The sequence below is a fragment of the Paenibacillus sp. Y660 genome, from assembly GCF_057221575.1.
This window is the reverse complement of sequence record NZ_JBXBBJ010000009.1, coordinates 101,655-120,972: the sequence shown is the minus strand read 5'-3', so window position 1 is coordinate 120,972 and position 19,318 is coordinate 101,655. Positions and strand designations below refer to the sequence as shown.

18 protein-coding genes and 1 riboswitch are annotated in these 19,318 nt (G+C 39.9%); all 18 genes read right to left on the bottom strand.

Features of this window, described 5'->3' with window-relative positions; genetic code table 11:
- Positions 1 to 45: 45 nt before the first annotated feature.
- Entirely contained in the window at positions 46 to 858 is an 813-nt protein-coding gene (fdhD, locus tag AC2TDN_RS13005; protein WP_484688279.1) for a formate dehydrogenase accessory sulfurtransferase FdhD, read from the bottom strand.
- A gap of 64 nt (positions 859 to 922) precedes the next feature.
- Entirely contained in the window at positions 923 to 3,277 is a 2,355-nt protein-coding gene (locus AC2TDN_RS13000) for an FdhF/YdeP family oxidoreductase (RefSeq protein ID WP_484688278.1), read from the bottom strand.
- Positions 3,278 to 3,333: 56 nt separating this feature from the next.
- Positions 3,334 to 3,477, bottom strand: coding sequence for a hypothetical protein (locus tag AC2TDN_RS12995; protein ID WP_484688277.1), 144 nt, complete (start codon positions 3,475 to 3,477; stop codon positions 3,334 to 3,336).
- A gap of 63 nt (positions 3,478 to 3,540) precedes the next feature.
- The gene (gene infC, locus AC2TDN_RS12990) at positions 3,541 to 4,029 is read right to left on the bottom strand and encodes a translation initiation factor IF-3 (RefSeq protein WP_484688336.1); all 489 of its coding nucleotides are present in this window, start codon (positions 4,027 to 4,029) and stop codon (positions 3,541 to 3,543) included.
- A gap of 240 nt (positions 4,030 to 4,269) precedes the next feature.
- Positions 4,270 to 5,451: an acyltransferase family protein gene (locus AC2TDN_RS12985; RefSeq protein ID WP_484688276.1), complete on the bottom strand. Its 1,182-nt coding sequence runs from the start codon at positions 5,449 to 5,451 to the stop codon at positions 4,270 to 4,272.
- A 219-nt stretch (positions 5,452 to 5,670) separates the two neighbouring features.
- Positions 5,671 to 6,204, bottom strand: a complete 534-nt coding sequence (locus tag AC2TDN_RS12980) for a VanZ family protein (protein ID WP_484688275.1) — start codon at positions 6,202 to 6,204, stop codon at positions 5,671 to 5,673.
- Between the two features lie 421 nt (positions 6,205 to 6,625).
- Positions 6,626 to 6,823, bottom strand: coding sequence for an aspartyl-phosphate phosphatase Spo0E family protein (locus tag AC2TDN_RS12975; RefSeq protein ID WP_484688335.1), 198 nt, complete (start codon positions 6,821 to 6,823; stop codon positions 6,626 to 6,628).
- Between the two features lie 625 nt (positions 6,824 to 7,448).
- Complete coding sequence (locus AC2TDN_RS12970; RefSeq protein WP_484688274.1) at positions 7,449 to 8,402, bottom strand: copper amine oxidase N-terminal domain-containing protein; 954 nt, start codon at positions 8,400 to 8,402, stop codon at positions 7,449 to 7,451.
- 24 nt (positions 8,403 to 8,426) lie between these two features.
- Positions 8,427 to 9,209, bottom strand: a complete 783-nt coding sequence (locus AC2TDN_RS12965) for a hypothetical protein (protein ID WP_484688273.1) — start codon at positions 9,207 to 9,209, stop codon at positions 8,427 to 8,429.
- A gap of 116 nt (positions 9,210 to 9,325) precedes the next feature.
- A complete protein-coding gene (locus AC2TDN_RS12960; protein WP_482068439.1) occupies positions 9,326 to 9,481 on the bottom strand; it encodes a hypothetical protein in 156 nt (51 codons plus the stop codon).
- A gap of 51 nt (positions 9,482 to 9,532) precedes the next feature.
- A riboswitch (cyclic di-GMP riboswitch) is annotated at positions 9,533 to 9,617 on the bottom strand.
- A 106-nt stretch (positions 9,618 to 9,723) separates the two neighbouring features.
- Positions 9,724 to 11,025 (bottom strand): UDP-glucose dehydrogenase family protein, encoded by a 1,302-nt coding sequence (locus AC2TDN_RS12955; protein ID WP_484688272.1) that lies wholly within the window; start codon positions 11,023 to 11,025, stop codon positions 9,724 to 9,726.
- An 86-nt stretch (positions 11,026 to 11,111) separates the two neighbouring features.
- A complete protein-coding gene (locus AC2TDN_RS12950) occupies positions 11,112 to 12,275 on the bottom strand; it encodes a glycosyltransferase family protein (protein ID WP_484688271.1) in 1,164 nt (387 codons plus the stop codon).
- Complete coding sequence (locus AC2TDN_RS12945) at positions 12,268 to 12,993, bottom strand: CatB-related O-acetyltransferase (RefSeq protein ID WP_484688270.1); 726 nt, start codon at positions 12,991 to 12,993, stop codon at positions 12,268 to 12,270. The genes AC2TDN_RS12950 and AC2TDN_RS12945 overlap by 8 nt, the downstream gene beginning before the upstream one ends.
- 53 nt (positions 12,994 to 13,046) lie before the next feature.
- Positions 13,047 to 14,414 carry an oligosaccharide flippase family protein gene (locus AC2TDN_RS12940; protein WP_484688269.1) on the bottom strand — a complete coding sequence of 456 codons (1,368 nt, stop codon included), beginning with the start codon at positions 14,412 to 14,414 and terminating at the stop codon, positions 13,047 to 13,049.
- Between the two features lie 36 nt (positions 14,415 to 14,450).
- Positions 14,451 to 15,569, bottom strand: coding sequence for a glycosyltransferase family 4 protein (locus tag AC2TDN_RS12935; protein WP_484688268.1), 1,119 nt, complete (start codon positions 15,567 to 15,569; stop codon positions 14,451 to 14,453).
- 41 nt (positions 15,570 to 15,610) lie between these two features.
- Positions 15,611 to 16,861, bottom strand: coding sequence for a hypothetical protein (locus AC2TDN_RS12930; RefSeq protein WP_484688267.1), 1,251 nt, complete (start codon positions 16,859 to 16,861; stop codon positions 15,611 to 15,613).
- Positions 16,862 to 16,931: 70 nt separating this feature from the next.
- Positions 16,932 to 18,155: a glycosyltransferase gene (locus tag AC2TDN_RS12925; RefSeq protein WP_484688266.1), complete on the bottom strand. Its 1,224-nt coding sequence runs from the start codon at positions 18,153 to 18,155 to the stop codon at positions 16,932 to 16,934.
- A 32-nt stretch (positions 18,156 to 18,187) separates the two neighbouring features.
- Positions 18,188 to 19,315 (bottom strand): non-hydrolyzing UDP-N-acetylglucosamine 2-epimerase, encoded by a 1,128-nt coding sequence (gene wecB, locus AC2TDN_RS12920; RefSeq protein ID WP_484688265.1) that lies wholly within the window; start codon positions 19,313 to 19,315, stop codon positions 18,188 to 18,190.
- Between the last annotated feature and the right edge of the window lie 3 nt (positions 19,316 to 19,318).

Here is a 19,318-nt window from a genome sequence, read left to right as displayed (position 1 = left end):
TCTCTTTCTGTAGTGATAATCATTTTCATTTAAAATGATATACAATCACTTCCAGCCTGTCAATCCATTCCCAAATTCAATCCGGTCATGATGCGTATAGACGTTCATTTCCCCGCCCCGTATAAAGCCTACGCAGGTGATGCCCAGATCATCCGCGAGCCGAAGGGCGAGATCGGTAGGCGCCGACTTGCTGAGCAAAATACCGCAGCCGATCTTCGCCGCCTTCAAGACCGCTTCTGAGGAAAGCCTTCCGCTGAATGCGATCACTTTGTCCGAGGTGCGGAGGCGATGCAGCAGACAATAGCCGAAGAGCTTGTCGAGCGCATTGTGACGGCCGATGTCTGTTCGTACGGCGAGCAGCTCGGCAGGCGTTCCGATAGCTGCGTTGTGAACGCCGCCCGTGCTGCGGAAATCCGCAGAGCTGTCCTGCAGCTCCCGCATAAAGCGTATACACTGCTCAGCCGATATTTTCGTGCGGGTCATGATCGTTTTAGCCGTAAGCATATCGTTGTGCAAATAAAACTGGCGCCCCTTCCCGCAGCAGGAGCCGATAAAACGTTTGGAGTAATGGTCGAGGCTCACCGTATGCTTATGTTCAAGCTCGATGTAGGCAAAGCCCGTATCCTCATGGATGTTCAGAGACTTCACCTGACCAGCCGTGCGTATAACGCCTTCGGAAGCGAGAAAGCCAATGACAAGCTCCTGCAGGTCAGATGGCGAGCACACCAAGGTTGCGAACTCCTCGCCATCCAGCTTCAAGGTAAGCGGAAATTCCGCGGCGATATCGTCATCCTTCTCGAAGCTCGCGCTTCCGTCGTATTTGAGTATCCGCCATTTGGTCGTGTTGGATAGATCCATCCGAGTGCCCCTCCCCTTTCGCTTCCCGCTTAGGCATGCTTCGCTTCCTGCCAATCATACATGCTTAAGCCGGCGGCTCAATCTCAAGCTCGACAATCCGCTTCTCGATATATTTCGTGTCCTTAAATGCATGATATGTTTCCGCCCGCTCCACAATAACCGATGTATTGTATTCAGGAATGCCGGCAACCGGCTCATATACCCCTCTTGGAAAAAGACTGTTGCCCTCCGGCCAGTACAGCTCGATATTCCCAGGCGCGATATCCTCGCTTTTGGCCCGGCCATGGTAGGCGCCGTTCCGGTTATAGACCACAATCGCTTCTCCTTCAGCAATCGCAAGCTTGGCTAAATCCGCTCCGCTCATCAGCACATCGTAGCGGCCGGCATCGTTGAAGACATCCTTTTCTCCGTAAATCATGGAATTGAACTGCTTGCCTCGCCGCGTTGTCGCATAGAAATGGCCTTCTGGTATACGCAGCTCAGGCAGCTCAACCGGGATTAAATGGCCTTTGCCATCTTCCGTTGGACAGATGCCATCCTCGCACAGCCAAGCCCCTCCCCACTGGAACACATCGCCTTTATTGCGCAGCTTCTGAATGCCATCATAATTAGGCGCTGCCAAAGCAATCTCTCGCCTGACTGCGTCGGCATCCTTAAAAGCAATCGACTCTCTCATTTCAGGCCGAATGCGTGCAGCGAGGTCCGCATAGATTTGCCATTCCGCACGAGCCTCCTCCAACCTAGGGCCTTCAATCATCGGGGAAAAATAAACCATCCGCTCCGTCGAGGTAGACGTGCCGCCGCCTGGCTGCTCATAACGCGTCATCGCCGGCAGCACGATAACCTCCTCCTGCGCGTCCAGCAGCGTAGAGCTGTTCAGCACAATATCCTGATGCACCCTCAGATCAACCGCTTCCAAGCATTGCTTCATAAAATCCGGGTCTGGCATCGTCTCGACAAAATTGCCGCCAGACGTATAGAACAGCTTCAGCCTGCGCTCATGCTGCTCCGGCAGCAAAGCGTTCTCCAGCGATACGCCGACGATATCGCCCTGCCAATCCGGCAGCTTGAAGCCCCAGAGGCGTTCGATTCGGCCGATATCCCCGCCTTTAAACTCGCCGCCGGGCAGGCTGAACGGATCGGCACCCATTTCGCCCGAGCCCTGAACGCCGCTATGGCCGCGAATCGGCATCAAGCCGCAGTGCTCGCGTCCAAGGAAGCCTCGCAGCAGCGCAAGGTTCGCCACCTGCGATATGTTGTCCGTTCCGAACCGATGCTGCGTAAGCCCCATGCTCCAGACGAATACGCCGGACTTCGCCCCTGCCAGCTCTACAGCGAAATCCCTCATCCGCTCCCTTGTGAGGCCGGATGACTGCTCGAGCAGCTCCCATTCCTGCTGCACGACATGCGCCCTCAGCTCCTCATAGCCATTCGCATGCTCCTGAACAAATGCATGATCAATCGCCGATCCCGGCTGCTCCTCCTCCATCTCAAACCACCACTTCATCACGCCGTGCATGAACGCAATGTCGCCGCCGATATTTACCTGATAGAAGTCATCAGCCAGCTTTGTGCCAAACAGAGCCGATTCCGGGATCGACGGAATCCAGTAGCCCTCCATCGCCGGCTCGCGGTAAGGATTGATGACGATGATCTTGGTCCCCTTCCGCTTCGCGGCATACATATACTTGGTGGATACAGGCTGATTGTTTGCGGCTACGCTGCCCCAGAATACAAGCACATCCGTACCGATCCAATCCTTGTAATTGCAGGTTGAAGCCCCTACACCAACCGAGCGCTTCATCGCCGTCTTGGAGGGGGAATGGCAAATTCGCGAGGCATTATCAATATTGTTGGTTCCGATAAGCCGGGCCGCCTTCGCCGCCACATAATAGGACTCATTTGTTATTCCGCGCGCCGTTAAATAAAAGGCCAGCTGCTTCGGATCGATCGACATTGCTTTCGCCGCAATCCGGTCAAGCGCATCCTCCCATGACAGCCTGCGGAAGCTGCGCTCCCCTTTCGCCCTAATAAGCGGGTACGGCAAGCGCCCCAGCTTGCGCAGCTGCGTGCTGTCGAGCTTACGCAGCTCATCGATATCCGAATGCAGCGTTGCCCCCTTAATGGCCGGCATCGTATTAAGTCGCAGAACATTCAGACGAGTCGTGCAAATATGCGGGCCATCCAGCGTCTGATCATATAACCCGGATACGCCCAGCGCGCAGCCATCGCATACCCCCTGTGTCAAAATCCGGTAAGCATAAGGCAAATTATCGCGGTTGTCCCACGCTACCTTGAGCGTATCCCGAATATGATGCGGCTTGATTTTTCCTAGCCCAAACGGCGCTTTGCTTACCCACAGCTTCGGATCAGGCCGCGCAGGCAGCTTGATGGGTCCAGTATGAACGGTTTTCTTCATTAATCATTCACCTCGTTAATAGAATGGTATAAATACTATTAAGCCCATAAATCTGTTCATGCTGCACCAACTGGTTCTGCTCCTATACGATAAGCCTCATTAACAGCCCCCTGCTTTAAAGTAAGCGTATACAAATGCAGAGCGTTAACGTTGACGCCGAGAATGCTGAGCAGCCCAAGAATGGCATGATGGTACACCAAGTCATTCGAAACGCCGCTCAGCGATCCTTCCCCTTCAAAAAGCTTTCATTAGACGCGAGCTGCTCACAATGGCAATACTTGCACAGCCGCTTGCTTCCCGCTCACTTGAATGCCTGATTGCTTCTTGCCGCTCTCCGCCAGATCCTTCAGCATACGCTCCAGAAGCTCCTTCGCTTTCGGACCTTCCTTGCCTTGAATCTTAACAACGAGCTGGACGCCGTTGCCCGAGCCGAGAAGCTTCGCCGCCTGCCGCAGCTTCGTATCATAATCATGCTCCTCGATATGAGGGGTCAAGCGGAGCTCCTTTACCTTGCCAGGCTGTTCCTTCACCTTAGCGCTGCGATTCTCTTGATCCGCCTGCTGCTTAGCCTGTCCCTTGCCAACAAGCTTGCAAGGCGGCGGGCTGCTCATAAGCGAGGTGCAGACGAGGTCTGCCTTCAGCTCGCGCGCCTTCGCCAGCGCTTCATCACGCGAGACAATGCCCAGATCCTCGCCCCGCAAACCTGTTAGCCTCACCTCGGATGCGCGTATTTTTTCATTCATAATAACCATTGATGCCATACAACGTATCACTCCCATACCGTGAATAAGGAAAACAGCAGCCTTTACTAGCAAAGCCGCTGCTATTTCCTACTTCTATTATACGCTTTTATTAGACGTCTAGCGCGGTTTGTTTTTGAATCGAACGATCAGCAGCTTCTGCTGCATTACTCTAGCACATGGATAAGCAAAAAAAAGGAATGCCCCCGCTAGGAGAGCCATTCCTTTCCTCTGTTCAGTCGATCATCCTACTCAAGACGAGATGCTTCTTTCTCCACTGCTTCCTACAACCACGCTCGGCTTCTTTCCCCAACCTGTAAGCCACCTGCCTAAACGAATGGAAGGCAGCTCTATGAAATAATAGCTTAGCGCCCCCGCGCCGAATGAAACAACAAAAGCGAGCATGACGATAAACATTTTATCAAGCTCTCCATCAAGCAGATGAACGAGCGATAGAAGCACGATCATATGATATAAATAAAGACTGTACGAGATTTTGCCCAAAAATAATAACGGCTTCCGCTGCAGCTGCTGCGATAATCGAACGGACGATAGAACTGCTATAATGAAGATGGAAGCACCGATCGCCGTCATCCAATCGCCGCCATGCGGCATGAACCTGTCATGGAAATCCTCGCCATAACCGATCCATTTGAACGAATAGCAGCATAATGCTCCAATAAGAAGCAAGGTTGTCCACCAGCCATTTAACTTCGAGAAAACCGCCCTCAGCTGCTTTTGATATTTGGCAAGCAGCGCTCCTACAATAAAGAAAGAGGCATAATGCAGGGATACAACAAAATTAGTCATGTAACGGGTTTCTATATTTTCGAGCATAATTGCTGCTCCATAGGATAAGACAATCGCAAGCGGAAGTCCGAATTTCCATCCGCCTCTCACAATAGCAAACATAATGAAAGGGAATAATAACGAGATTCGCATCTCATGGACCAGCGTCCACAATATCGGATCATATCTCGTCGTATTGTAATTCCCCACAAACAGAAGGTGATGAATAATGGAGCCCATATCCGGAGGTGCTACCCATAGATTGTTATAATAGGTCGTTAAGTCCGTAAGCTTCGACACGTAGACCGCTTCCCTCATTAGAATGGCGATCACTAAAGCGACCAGAAAAGGGATGTAAATGCGGCAGATCCGCTTAATCACATATTTCGTATAATTCTGCTGGCGATTGCTGAAGAACGGCAAGGAGAGCACGAACCCGCTAAGCAGAAAAAACATAATAACTGCTTCATGGCCTCCCCAAATCGCATGCAGCGGTGTATATTTCAGCAGGTTAAGCGGATAATCCAGAAAGCTTAAGCCTGATGTATTTTGCACGATTGGCGTAAACACCATTAAGAAATGGCCAACCATAACGGCTAACGCCGCCAAACCTCTAAGCGAATCCAACTCCTCATAGCGCTGCAAGCTGCGATACCTCCATATGTAATAAGTCTTTATAGTAACAAAGACGATTATATAGGATAGCCGGCCTGTTTGTCCGTTTTTTTGTTTTTTTCGCTATTTTCCAATCCATAACAGCTGTTAATGCGAATTTATTAGTTGATATACCTCTGGCCTATGCAAAAAGCCGCCGCTCAGCCGCTTTCACCGCTTGAACGACAGCTCTTATCGCTGTATGCCTATTTAATTTCTTGTTCTCGACCGTGATAGGGAGCGCCATAGCTTAACTAACCCTAAGATGCACAAGCAGACAAATAGGCCCGCACTGCCCCCGACAAAATCAAGCACAACATCCGTGGCGTTGCCCGTCCGCTCGTCAGAGCCAAGCTGATTCCATTCATCTAACGCCGGGACAGCAATTGCAACCAGCAGCGTAATCACAATCGAAATAAACCAACGTCCACCGCTCAGCGCACGCAGGAACATGTACAGCATGGCAGCGAACGCAGCGTACACAAATAAATGCGCGCCTTTGCGAAATAGGAATTCAATGAAGCTATATGGACGTTCATGTGAATTAATAACGCTGGTTCGATATGTAATCGTCACATCAGGCAGCCATCTTACAAGCTGATGGTAATCAAAATGGCTGCGCAAGAAAGGCTGAATGCTTTGCTGCTCATACGACTGGGACGAAAACATAAATAAAAGCGCGAGCCAACCCGCAAACAGGATCCCCCATATGAGGGTTGGCATCCATTTCATAGATTTGGTCAATTCTCCAGCACCTCCTGCAAAGAAACCTTATCCCTATTCTCTTCATCTATCATACTTGAAAAGAAAGGCACAAACAAAATTTGAGCATGCAGAGAGCTGGAGAGACATGCCAAAGAACGGCCTACTTCCTCAAAAGAAGCAGCCGCTGACATTTTTAATAGTACATAATTGGAAAAAAAAGAAGTATAACCCAACCATTTTTCATAAGGGAGAGGTATGAAAGTCCTATTTTCATATAGTCAATATATCTAAAGTTTGGTATTATGACTTAAAGGAAGAGAAACGAGGGTGATCATGATGTCTAGTTATTTAATGTTTACTGAAATAGCAACACCATTCAAACTAATCGGAATTAGGATTTTTAAGGATGAAAACGGGAAATATTGGTACAAATTCAGAAAAAATAAACGGAAGCGTCTGTTTAAATAGAGTTATTTTCTTTCCATGTGAACACAAACGAAGCACAATTCGTCTTATTTATACACTCTTTCTCATATCTTACGCAATCATAGCAATTAAGCACACGATCCAACGCTTGGCTTGCTCCTAACACTTCATCAGATTGGTATGACTGGCACACAAATAGCTTATCGACCATTTCCTGCCGCAGCTGCTCGATCGTATGCTCTAGCTTCCTTTTTTGTAGAACAGTATCTCTATTAATGGACCCTCACCTCTCCCTGATTAAAACGATTAGAATCGACATCAACGGGCTTTCCCTCGCCAAACCTATATCATTCCAACATAACGGCCAATTATCATCCAATCCAGCAAGCAGCCCATCTCTTGAGCACTTAGACCTAATCCGCGAGAAAGCATAATCGCATCTGTATCTAGGCTAAATAGACTGAAAGTACATCGATCGAATAGATGGAACACTTCAATTATGACCTTAGTCCCCCTATATTGACACTTTTGTATAGATTTAGGTTAGTTTCTAATCATAGTGTAATTCAAATTTTAGTACTATGGTAGTGGGTTTGCTAATGAAATGTGTTAATTTTTCGCATTACTCCACAATTGGAAGGAAGGAAAGAAAAAAGTATGAAAAAAAAAGGCATACTCGAGGCTCATTTTGACATATTCGACTTACCATTGAATCGGATTTTACGCTATCCATCTCGCTTGCAATTGAACTCAGGAGAATAGCGAAAGCAACAGTAGTTGCTGGTCAACAGACAAAGGAGCAGTAGTGAAGTCAATGAGACTTCACAACTGCTCCTAAATGCTCAATAAAATAACGATTATTTCAAATTCTCCGCAACTATTCTTCCAGCCTTAAGCAGATTATTGAATTCTTCTCGATAGGCAGCAATAACGTCCGTACTATACCCGTTCGCAGTCAGCTTTGACGTCGTGTCTGATATAATGTCCTCAAACCTCGTGGTGCAATTGTTAAGCGTCAGACGCCCTTTTTCCTCTATATTAGCTTTATCCTCAGCCTTTGCCGAATTGTATTCCAAAAGAATTTTCCGAAGAGCCGCGTCACAGCTATTCTGAAGCGCAACGAGCTTCGCTTTGGCATCATCCGTAATTTGTTCTTCTGTCGGTTTAACAGATCCTCCACCTGCGCCGCCAGCACCTGCGCCAGCATTACCGGTTTTACCCGTAACTGTGCTTGTTTCTGGCTGTATACCGCCGCCGGCTTCTAGCTCTGACCGATATGCAGCGGATTCACCGCTAACCATCTGCGTCACCGGGTCAAAGTTGATCTGCGTCCCTGCCGCCTCTGACAAGAAACGAAGAGGCGCATAGATTGAGCCGCTAAAAACGTAAAGAGATTGGCCAGCCGGCAAGGCTGCTGTCTTCCCATCGAATACCAAGGATGCCTTAACAGGTTGAATCGCAATTGAAATGCTTGCTTGCGGCTTTTGGCTGCCTGATGCTCCAGTTTGCAATTGCTTCTTCAGCGCAGCAAGCTCCTTCTCCGTTGGTTTAGAAATTGCAGCCTTCGTTCCATCCCATTTCACCGTTTTTTGCAGCGCATAGGAAATGTAGCGAATCGGCACATATGTACGACCTTGATAAATAAACGAGTATTGACCTTCCGGCAGCTGTAGCGATTGACCATCAAATTGCAGTTTAATCGGCTGCGTTGTCGCCTTTATTGTTGTCGTTGCCGCTGATGCGACGGCAGCAAGTAAAGATGAAAGCATCGTAACAACTAGAAAAATAGATAATGCTCGTGACTTTTTCATAGAGCCTCCTCAGAATAATAGAGCTTACTTGTCGAGCGAGTTGGCAATAACGGCAAGCGCATCGGCTCTGGCTCCAGCTTTAGCACTTTCATATTGCGAGCTCCAATCAGGAAAGGGTTGATCGCCTAAATCTGCTGCCTTATACTCGCTCTTGGCATTGCTAATTAATAGATTGAACTTCGCATCACAGTCAGCCTCAGCAGAAAAAACCTTATTCAGATATTTGCTCTGAATAGCCGCAAGCGTTGCATCTTCATCAACGCTAAGCTCTTGTGCGATCTGACGGACCAGGCTATTGCTGCTTGCCTTGCACGAAGACTTCAGCTTCTCCAGCTCCGCTGTAACCGAGGCATCAATCTCTTTCTTCTTTCGGGACTTTTCTTCCGAATTGGCAGATTCATCCCCTGACTTCCGGCCTACATCTAAATTATCAGACGTTGATTCAGGTGTCAAAGATGAAGTTGGGCTAGGCTGAAGGTCTTCCGCTGTCTGAGACGATGGAACTGGCACCTCTGTCTGAGCTGAATCAGCTGTCGGCGTCTGAGCTGGAACAGCTTCAGGCGTCTGCTCCGGCTGATCGTTAGGCTTCTCTGTGCCCGCAGCAGTATTTTGCCCCCCATCAATCCGAGCCGTTTCTTCTATACGTCCATTTAGCTCTTCTACCTGATTCAGCTTTGAAAAGAGACTCATACTTCCATAAATCACAATACCGATAACAACGATTGCGCCTGCAATTATAAATAGCATTTTACTCGATATTTTCATCGTTTTGGTTTCATACGGGCGCTGCATGAGCAATGACCCCATATGATCCTCCTTGTCTTATTTTCAAAAAAACAAGCTGACGCTTCTTATAAGACAGGGCGCCAGCTTCGGATATCGCTTTTTACAGACCAACAAGAAATCGTACTCCATGAGCTTGTTTATGAGAGAGTGACAGCCGCTAGTTTATTCTTATGATAAACCATTTTTAGATAGAGCTCCATACGTTTCTCTTCATCCAAGCAATCTTTCCACAGCATTTCATGGAACTCCATCCAAAGCTGATGCCATTCACGTACAATATTTGTGTGTATCATCCTATGAATAACCTCCAATTTTGCACATAAACCTCGACGGGAGGCACGATATTCGGTAGCTGGCTGGCAGTCTGATTTCAGATAAGCCCCTTTAGCTTTGCGTCGCCACTTTTCAATGGTTTTGCCTTTATCGTACGGTTTATGTGGTTGTGTTGTTTAATGGTATGTTAACAAAAATGTTTATATTTGTATACATCTTAGTATACGAACAAATAAGTTAATAACACTATTATACAAACTAATTAAACATTCACCCTCTTCCTTCCAATTGAATCGTAAACAAAACCTGCATCTTGCGCTGAGCTTAGCGAATAGCAGTTTCTTCCATCAATCACTAACGGATTTCTCATTAATTTTGTATACTTATGTATATCAAAATTTTTAATTTCAGACCATTCCGTAAAAATAAAGCATACGTCAGCATTTGCAATAGTTTCTTCTATTGATTCACAATACAATATATCCTCAGGGAATCTCTTCTTGAAATTATCCATCCCTACAGGATCCCATACTCTAACATTCGCTCCATCATCCAATAATAACGGAATATTTTCAATTGAAGGTGCATCCCTTAAATCATCAGTTTCCGGCTTAAATGTTAGTCCTAAAACAGCAACATTTAAACCATTAAGATTATCAAAGTATTTCCTAGCTTTTTTCACTAATTTTATTTTTTGATTTTCATTTACCTCAATTGCCGCTTTAATTGTTTTTAATTCATAATCATTAAAGCTAGCAAGCCAGTGTAAGGCTTTGGTATCCTTTGGAAAGCATGAACCGCCATAACCAATTCCAGCGCTTAAGAACCGATCGCCAATTCTCGGGTCCATACCCATTCCTATTGCTACGTCTTCAATATCAGCACCGACGATTTCGCACAAATTAGCTATTTCATTAATATAAGAAATCTTTAATGCCAGAAAATCATTAGCTGCATATTTTATCATTTCCGCACTTTTACGATCAGTAATCACATAAGGGATATCAAATCCATCATACATTTGTTTCATTACATTTTCTGCATGCTCTGACTCCACACCTAATACTATTCTCTTTGCATAAAGTGTATCCTTAACTGCTGATCCTTGGGATAAAAACTCAGGGTTAGAAACGACGTCTATAACTACATCATTCTTCAAATTTTCATTAATGATTTGCGCAAGTTTGTCATTAGTCCCAACCGGTACAGTTGATTTAACTACAACAACGCAGTCCTGTTCAACGGTTTGCGCTATTTGTCTAACAACTTCATAGACATATTTCAAATTTGCAGATCCATCCTTTTTCTCAGGAGTTCCTACCCCAACAATAATAACATCAGATTGTTTATACGCTTCATTATAGTCAATGGTATATGAAATCTTATCCTTGTTTCTAACCATTAATTCTTGTAGTCCCGGCTCAAATATCGGAGATATACCTTGACTCATTAACTTAATTTTTTCATTATCAATGTCCACACACTTTACTTCATGCCCTTTTTCAGCCAAGCTTACAGCAGTAACTAAGCCCACATAGCCCGTACCAGCTACCGAAATATTCATTGTTATGACATCCTTATTGTTTATTTAAATTTTCGTAACCCAATAAAGATTCTCCCTCTGTTCCAAGCCTCATACCAAAAAAATAATTAACGGAAAAACTTAATGAGTTTTCTCTTAATAGTCGAACATATATGATAAATAGCTAATCGAAATACATCATTACGTTTCGTATCCTTTAAATCGTATATAATTCTTGTTAGTGATGTAACATTTTTATCTACACTCAAAGGAATTTTTCGAACAGTTGTATCATATAAGTACAAATCATTTCCAGGTATATTGAATATTACATTCATTTCATGTGGTCTAAGCTTCAACCCAAATGATGCAATTTCCTTTAAACTATATTTATTCGAGGTAAGTAAAAACCGCCTATCGTTCACTTCTTTACTTCCATATAAATCGACAAGTAAATCATCGTTACTAATATTCAGCACATCTCCCATACTCATTCGTTCAAAATATGCATCATACATAATACCTTCATCTAATGCAGGTAAATTAAAATTTTCTTTGCTCCCAAATAACATTGGTACCTGATAATGAGTAGATGCTACGCTCGCATTTTCACCCAAATCCCCAAAATTCGTTGATAATGATATTCTGGGATACACAAATAACTTATCACAGGTAATTAAATATTTTATATAATATTTTAGCCAGGAAGTGTCCGGCCAATCAACTACGTGCTTAGGTATCCCTTCTTCATAGGACATCTTTCCATCATTTTCTTTATACCATGTCTTAAAATCAAACCACATTTTTGTTGTCCAAATTTGTCCCCAGGATTGAGCAAATTGCAAAAAATAAGCATCTTTTCCATCGTCAGAAGGTGTAAAGGGACGCGAACAACTAATATTCCATAGGTGTGTGTAAAGTGATATTCCCGCAATCCTTTCATCATTAATATATTTATTAATTGTTTGTTTGGCATATCTATAAAAATAGGGAGATACATACAGATCATCTTCTAATACGATTATTGCGGAGTATTTCGATGAAAGATCTCCACACTTAATAATGTGTCTTTTCAAACCTAATCTTTCTTCCTGAATAACTATAATTTTCTCTCCATGTTCCCAAGAAAACTCGTGTGAGATTTTTTCAACATCTTTATTACCACTTTTATCAATACTAATTATCAATGTTACATCATCTTCATCAAAATAAGACTGCCCTATTGACTTTAGTAATCTATTAAGTGATAAAGGTCTATTATAACCTACCACAACAATTGCAATATTACTCATGATCAGATTCATCCTTACTTATTAATTCACTATTTTCTAATGGTTTTTCTAGTATGTTTATTAACAATTTAATATCTTTAAAATATTTAGCATTTTCTATAATCCAAGATTCAGGTTTATCCCACCATCTTAGTTTTTTTAATGATTCTATTTCATCATTACTGAATCGATTTCGAATTTTTTTAGCAGGGTTACCAGCAACAATCGTATATGGATCAACATTAGCTGTTACAAGTGAATCTGCACCTATAATAGCACCATCCCCAATAGTAATACCATCAAGAATTTTCACATCTGAACCTATCCAAACGTCATTACCAATATCAACAAAATACTTACCAGTTTCATCTGAATATCTAAATTCATTGAATAACTGCTCTTTAACATATGTAAAACCTGATTGCTTTAGCAATGAATAAAAAGCAGGATGTGTTGAGATAAAAGTATGAGTTGGGTGTCTACCTGTTACAATTTTTAACCTAGACCCAATTGAACAATATTTACCTATATTCGTATTAATGATAGATGATTGTTCCCCAATAAAAGATGCATACCCAATGGAGCTATTTTGAAATATTACTTTCTCATGTATTACGTTATTGCCTCCAAAAACACTTTTAATCCCAATATTACATCCAGGTCCAAATCTAACTTTCTTTGAATTCCCAATCCAGTAAGCCCTCGTTTTTTTTATAACATTATATATAATTTTTTTCATTATATTTATCACAACCTTATTATATAATTCCGCTCTGACGTTAAATAATATGTTTATATTGTTTCTACTATCCCAAGATATAACAATGAACTCCTTATAACTAATGCAGAAGTAAGAAGAAGAACTATATAAATTAATACAAAAGAAATATATTTTCTATTAGGAAAATTGGTAAGTGAGAAAGTGTATATATAAACTAAAACAATTGCTATAACATTAAATATAGTAAATAATGATATTGTTAATATATCATTCTTAAGTATGGCACCTGTAAAGAATGCCAATAAATTTAGGAATAAGGTTATTACCCCTAACCAAAAGTTATGTTTTAATTTTTCCTTTATAATAAGCAAACCCATTGTGCTAATCGATTTAAACCAAAATACAAAATATAAGCATAGAATACGGGCATAAATACCAGCCTTTAGCCATTCAGTACCAAAAACTATTGATATTATGTAATCACCGTACACCAACAAAACGACAGCTGGTATAAAAGCTAATTTCATCCATCTACTGATAGATTTAAATGTCATTTCACCAACATCTATCCCCTGATTATGATAATCTGCAGCAGTTTTAAAAAAAATCCTTGATGCGGATCCACCTATTAAAGTAATAGGCGTCATTAATATACGTTGAGTCATGGAATAATTACCTGTAACAGTACTACCAAAGATCGTTAATAATGAAAGAATCGGTATTTGTTGAACAAGACTATTAATAATATTTGCAGGGAATTGAAACTTTGGATATTTTTTATTTCTTACAATAATTCCTTTCAGTGACTTGGTATTGTGTTTTATTTTAAAATAACTATTGTACGTAAACATAAAAAGACAGCCTGCAATTTGACTTATCAAGCTACTTATGATTAAACCACTCTCTTTAGATATGTATAAGCCAATAGGTATACTACTGATATAGAAAACTAATGATATTATTATTGTGGAATACGTAATAGCCTTATAGTTTATTTTTCTATTTGCCCAGGCATTCATTATGTTATTTTGAGCCATAATTATCGAAGAAATAGCTATATAAGTGCAAAATAAAATATAATGGTTACTTTCAACTACTCTATAACTTGGTGATATTACATATAATATTGCCAAAACAAACAGAGATACTGTTATTGATAAATAGCTACTTATTTTACATAAACCAGATGCTTCTTCATCATCCTTACTTTGAATAACTCCTGATAAATATCCGAAATTCGAAATACTAACAATTAATACAGATATTGATAAATATAATGCATAATCCCCAAAATACCCTGGTCCATAAATACGACTAATAAACGGTAATAGTAATAATGATAAAAACTGACTCAATGAAGAGCCTGACAATAATATGAAAAAGTTTTTAGAGTGCTTTGATAAATTCAGTCTATTCAATAATGAATTCGCAAAAGACATATTAGTCGTCCGATCATTGTATATTTGATTAAACACTTACATGGTTTCTATATAATCTAATACGCTACCCCATTTTTCAGCCCATCTATCATACGAAAAAGCGCTCTTAGCAGTATTTATCGCATTTTCAGCTAATGTTCTTCGCAGTTCATTATTTGTAGTTAGTTCTACAATAGCATTAGCTAGTTCATCGGACTCAGGATTAATTATTATCCCATTATAACCATCAATAACAATATTGGTCATTCCGCCTACATTTGAGGCAATAACTGCACAACCAGCAGCCATAGCTTCAGTTAGTGATAATGAAGTTCCTTCTGATCCCAAAGAAGGAACAACTGCTATATCGTATTGAAGATGTGTAGTAAATCCATCTTCAGGATGGTATTTAATAAATTTTACATTTAAATCATATTTAAACTCTTCCCTTAAGAAATTCTCATCAGAACCTTCTCCAGCAAGAGTTACTTCAATATTGTAGTTGAATTGTAAAACCTTTTTTATTGCTTCTACAAATATTCTTGTCCCGCGATACCACTCAAATCTTCTAGCAAAGATCACTTTAACTATTTCATTCTTTCTTGTAAAATCCGTATTTTTTGGAATATCAACGCAGTTTATAATTGTAAATATTTTTTGGTCTCCATAAGGATAAATTGAACGGGCATAATTGATATAGTTGTAATCCACACTTACAGCACATTTGGTATGCTGGAGTTGTTTAATATTACGCAATCCGGTTTTTACGCGTCCAATAGTATTGATTTCTTTGCATATATTCTCATATTTACTTTTATAGGGTATGTCCCAAAATATCCCATGCTGTATTCCTATTGTTCTTTTGAAATTATTAGGTACACATAGTGTATGAGTCGCAAATATTATAATATCATTCTCAGGGTCAGCTAAAGCTAATGAATAGTTATACAGGCTAGTACCTAAGTTCTCTCTTGAATTAGAGACCACTCCATACACTGTAATATTTCCAATAACTCTTTGAAATGGCCTAACTCCTTTTTGTATTATGATAGGATTATATCCTCGGTTTAATATAACCTGACTCAAAAGGTTTAGATATGTCTCAATCCCACCAACTTTAATATCTTTACCTTCATAATCCAAGTAATTTGAGAATAATAAAAATACATTTCTCACTTAGATACCTCCCTCTCACACCAAAATAAACACGTTTAGACCTATTTCTTTTTTGAATCGTTCTTTAATAACCATGCACATCTTCCAGCCAAGATAATAAAAATAAAGAATTCAACTGTTAACGACATCGCACTAGAACTCAAACACCTAACAGCCCACGCAAAAGCTCCAGATACGACCCATGCTTCACTGGCAGGAAGTTTAAGCCTAACAGCTTTAAGAACAGGAATAAAAAGGAGGATAATAATTAAAAATGTAGTTGGAAGCCCCACAAATAATGCTGCTGTAATATACCCAGCGTCTAACTTCATATAATTCTCCATTTGATATCCAGCACCAAACGGAATGAATTCCCAAAAATCTTCTTTTACCTTTTGAAAAAAGACCTCTGCTTGAGTGGTTCGAGTATCCTCAAACAAACGATTATTCAAATTGTCAAAATTAACTGATATAATGTTACTTGTTGGTAGATTCTGTATTAACACAAAAAATACCAATATCATAACAAAACCTATTAACATAGCCATAATGTACTTACTTTTTTGTCTCACTGTTATAAAGTAAAAAACTATTATATTAATAAATATAATAATAAACGTTAACCTGGTTTGCAGCATTATGGCACTAAGTAAGGCTAGAACAATCGGTGAGTATTTTATTAGTTTTCCCATAATACCTTTAAATTTATTAATTGAAAAGAAAAGAAAACATAAAGTTTCAAATAATAATGAAGGAGCCCACAACCATCGGATCGATATTAACCTATCTCCTAAAGCCAATGAACTTCCTATTTTAATAAATCCAATGATAAACATAACAATAGATACTATTAAAGCGATAACTAATGCTTTCTTATATTTAATCCAATTTTCATTATCGTATGAAGCAAAAAATAAACCTACTCCAATTAGTGTTATGGGAGCCAATATACCCGCGCCACTAGAGAAACTCGTTAAGTATTCAATTGGATTTCCGGACTTCAACAAAAGAATGGGTACATACATCCATATTAAAATGTAAATCAGAAAGTTTTTATGTCGTATGATCTTTTTAATGTTAAACAAAAACAATATTATTGTTCCAATTATTGCTACTCGGTATGATAATATCGCTGAAAGAGGAGGACTATATTTAGCCCTAATAAGTTCTCTTAGTGAATGTTCATACTCTGCAAAAGAAAAGGAAGAATACTTTATTAAATAAGCGTATAACAAGTAAGAGAGTAGAGTTATTAAAAATACAAAAAAATGTAATGTATATATTGTATTATTTGACTTTTGTTTAATATCCAATAAATATCAGCCCTTAACTAGTTACTAAAACTTATAGTGGCATAAAGTAAACCATCAAAAATCCGCATCTTTATTTATTAGATATCATATCCAATATTCTATTTGCTTGTTTTACATTGTTTTTTTCACTCATCACAAACTCTTGAGCAATTCTGCCAAAGTTATTTAAAAATGATTTAGGCATACTACAAACTTCAATCATTTTTGCTGAAAGCTCTTCATCTGAGTTACTATCTACAGAGAATAGATACTTATAATATTCATCTGGTATACCTGGCAACTTCTTCACAATAGTAGGTGTGCCTGATAATAAATATTCCATTGTTTTTGAAGGAAATGAATATTTTGTATATTCTCCCTCATTCCCTCTTGGATTAATCAATACAGTAGCTCTTCGTTGAAGTAATAAAACTTTACTTCTATCTACCTGTCCAAAATAGGTTATTCTTGAATCTTTATCAGTCATTTTAATAATATCAAGCTCTGCCTCTCCAGCTCCACATATCCATAAACGATAATCGTCATTATTAATCATTGAAAATGCATTAATCAAATTCATAATTCCATACATTTTGTTTAATGTGCCAGAATAGAGAATTATTTTTTCATTTGTTGAGTCATCAGATCCTTCATTTTTTTTATTCTCAAGTTCATTCGAGTTAACCATACCTTCCATTACTATCCAAGGTCTATCCCCAACATTAAGCGATTCGGCCATATGGCTAGTAAGAAACACGAAAGAATCCGTATATTTTAAATATCTATCCATAATTAATCTGTCTATCCTTTTAAATAAATCATGAATTTTACTCTTCTTCAGAGTTAAATTCATGAATTCAGGCAAATCAGGAACTATAAGACAAATATGAATATCTGGATCAATTCGTTTAGCAATTGCCGCTGCATAAATAAATGGTGTATGCATAGAGTATATTATAATAACTTTTTTTTCTTCTTTCTGACGAGCCCATTTTGTTGCCTGTATTGAAGTATTCCTTCCTCTAAATATATGTTTAATACCTGGTAGATTTAAAAAAGCTATGTTTATGTCATTTGCAGCAGTAATATGGCTCCATTTCCTAGATGGTATATAATAATCAGAATACAATCGAGGAAATGAACCTACAAACATGGCATTGATAATACTAACCGGTTGTATATTGCATGCATCAAGACCGGTAATTATATTCCATTGCAATGCATTTGCAGCATATTGTATAACCCCTCTACTTTTATTTAAGATTTCACTTTTTTGCTCCTCCGTAAATACACCACCAATAAATAATATATTCATGAATACCTCTTAATTAATTATTATTTTAATCATTAATTTTTTCTCCATACAATGTTGTTTATAATCCTCGTGTAGCTTTGTATTATTTTAATGATTTTTACTGATACATTTTCATCTCTATAATCAGGTGCTAATATAATTTTTTCTTGATTATCCCACATCGATCTGCTCAATTTAACAGCTTGAACAATATCATCCTCGGTTATCCCCCCAATAACAACACTACCCTTATCTAATACTTCTGGTCTCTCAGTTGAAGTCCTGATTAAAACACCTGGGAAATTTAGTATCGCCGATTCTTCGGATAAGGTTCCACTATCCGAGAGCGTACAAAATGATTTTAGTTGCAGCTTGTTATAATCGAAAAAGCCAAACGGTTTTAATTGTCTGACCAATGGATGAAACTTAAATCCTCTTTCCTCAATCTTTTTCCAACTTCTTGGATGGGTCGAGTAAATTAAAGGTAATTGATACAATTCGGCTATATGATTAATAGCATTCATCAGTGAAGTGAAATTCTCTTCAGAATCTATATTTTCCTCTCTATGAGCAGATACTAAAATATATTGTTCTGATTGCAAATTAAGTTGTTCGAGTACTGTACTCTCATGTATTTTATCCATATGCGCTTGCAACACTTCGGTCATAGGTGAACCTGTTACGAAGATATGCTCTTTGCGAATGCCCTCAGACAATAGATATCTTCTACTATGCTCAGTATAAGGAAGATTAATATCTGAGATATGATCTACAATTTTCCGATTTATCTCTTCTGGAACATTTTGATCAAAACATCTATTACCAGCTTCCATATGAAAGATCGGGATCTTCAATCTCTTAGCAGAAATTGCGCATAGTGCTGAGTTGGTATCTCCTAGTATTAATAGCGCGTCCGGTTTTTCTTTAGACAACACTTCAAATGACTTGGAAATAATGTTACCCATTGTTTCACCTAGATGCTCGCCTACTGCATTCAAATAATGATCTGGTTCACGAAGTTCTAATTCATTGAAAAACACTTCATTTAGAGTGTAGTCCCAGTTCTGGCCTGTATGTACTAATACATGGTTAAAGTATCGGTCATTCGCTTTGATTACTTCTGATAATCGTATAATTTCAGGCCTAGTTCCCACAACAGTCATAACCTTTAATTTGCTCATATG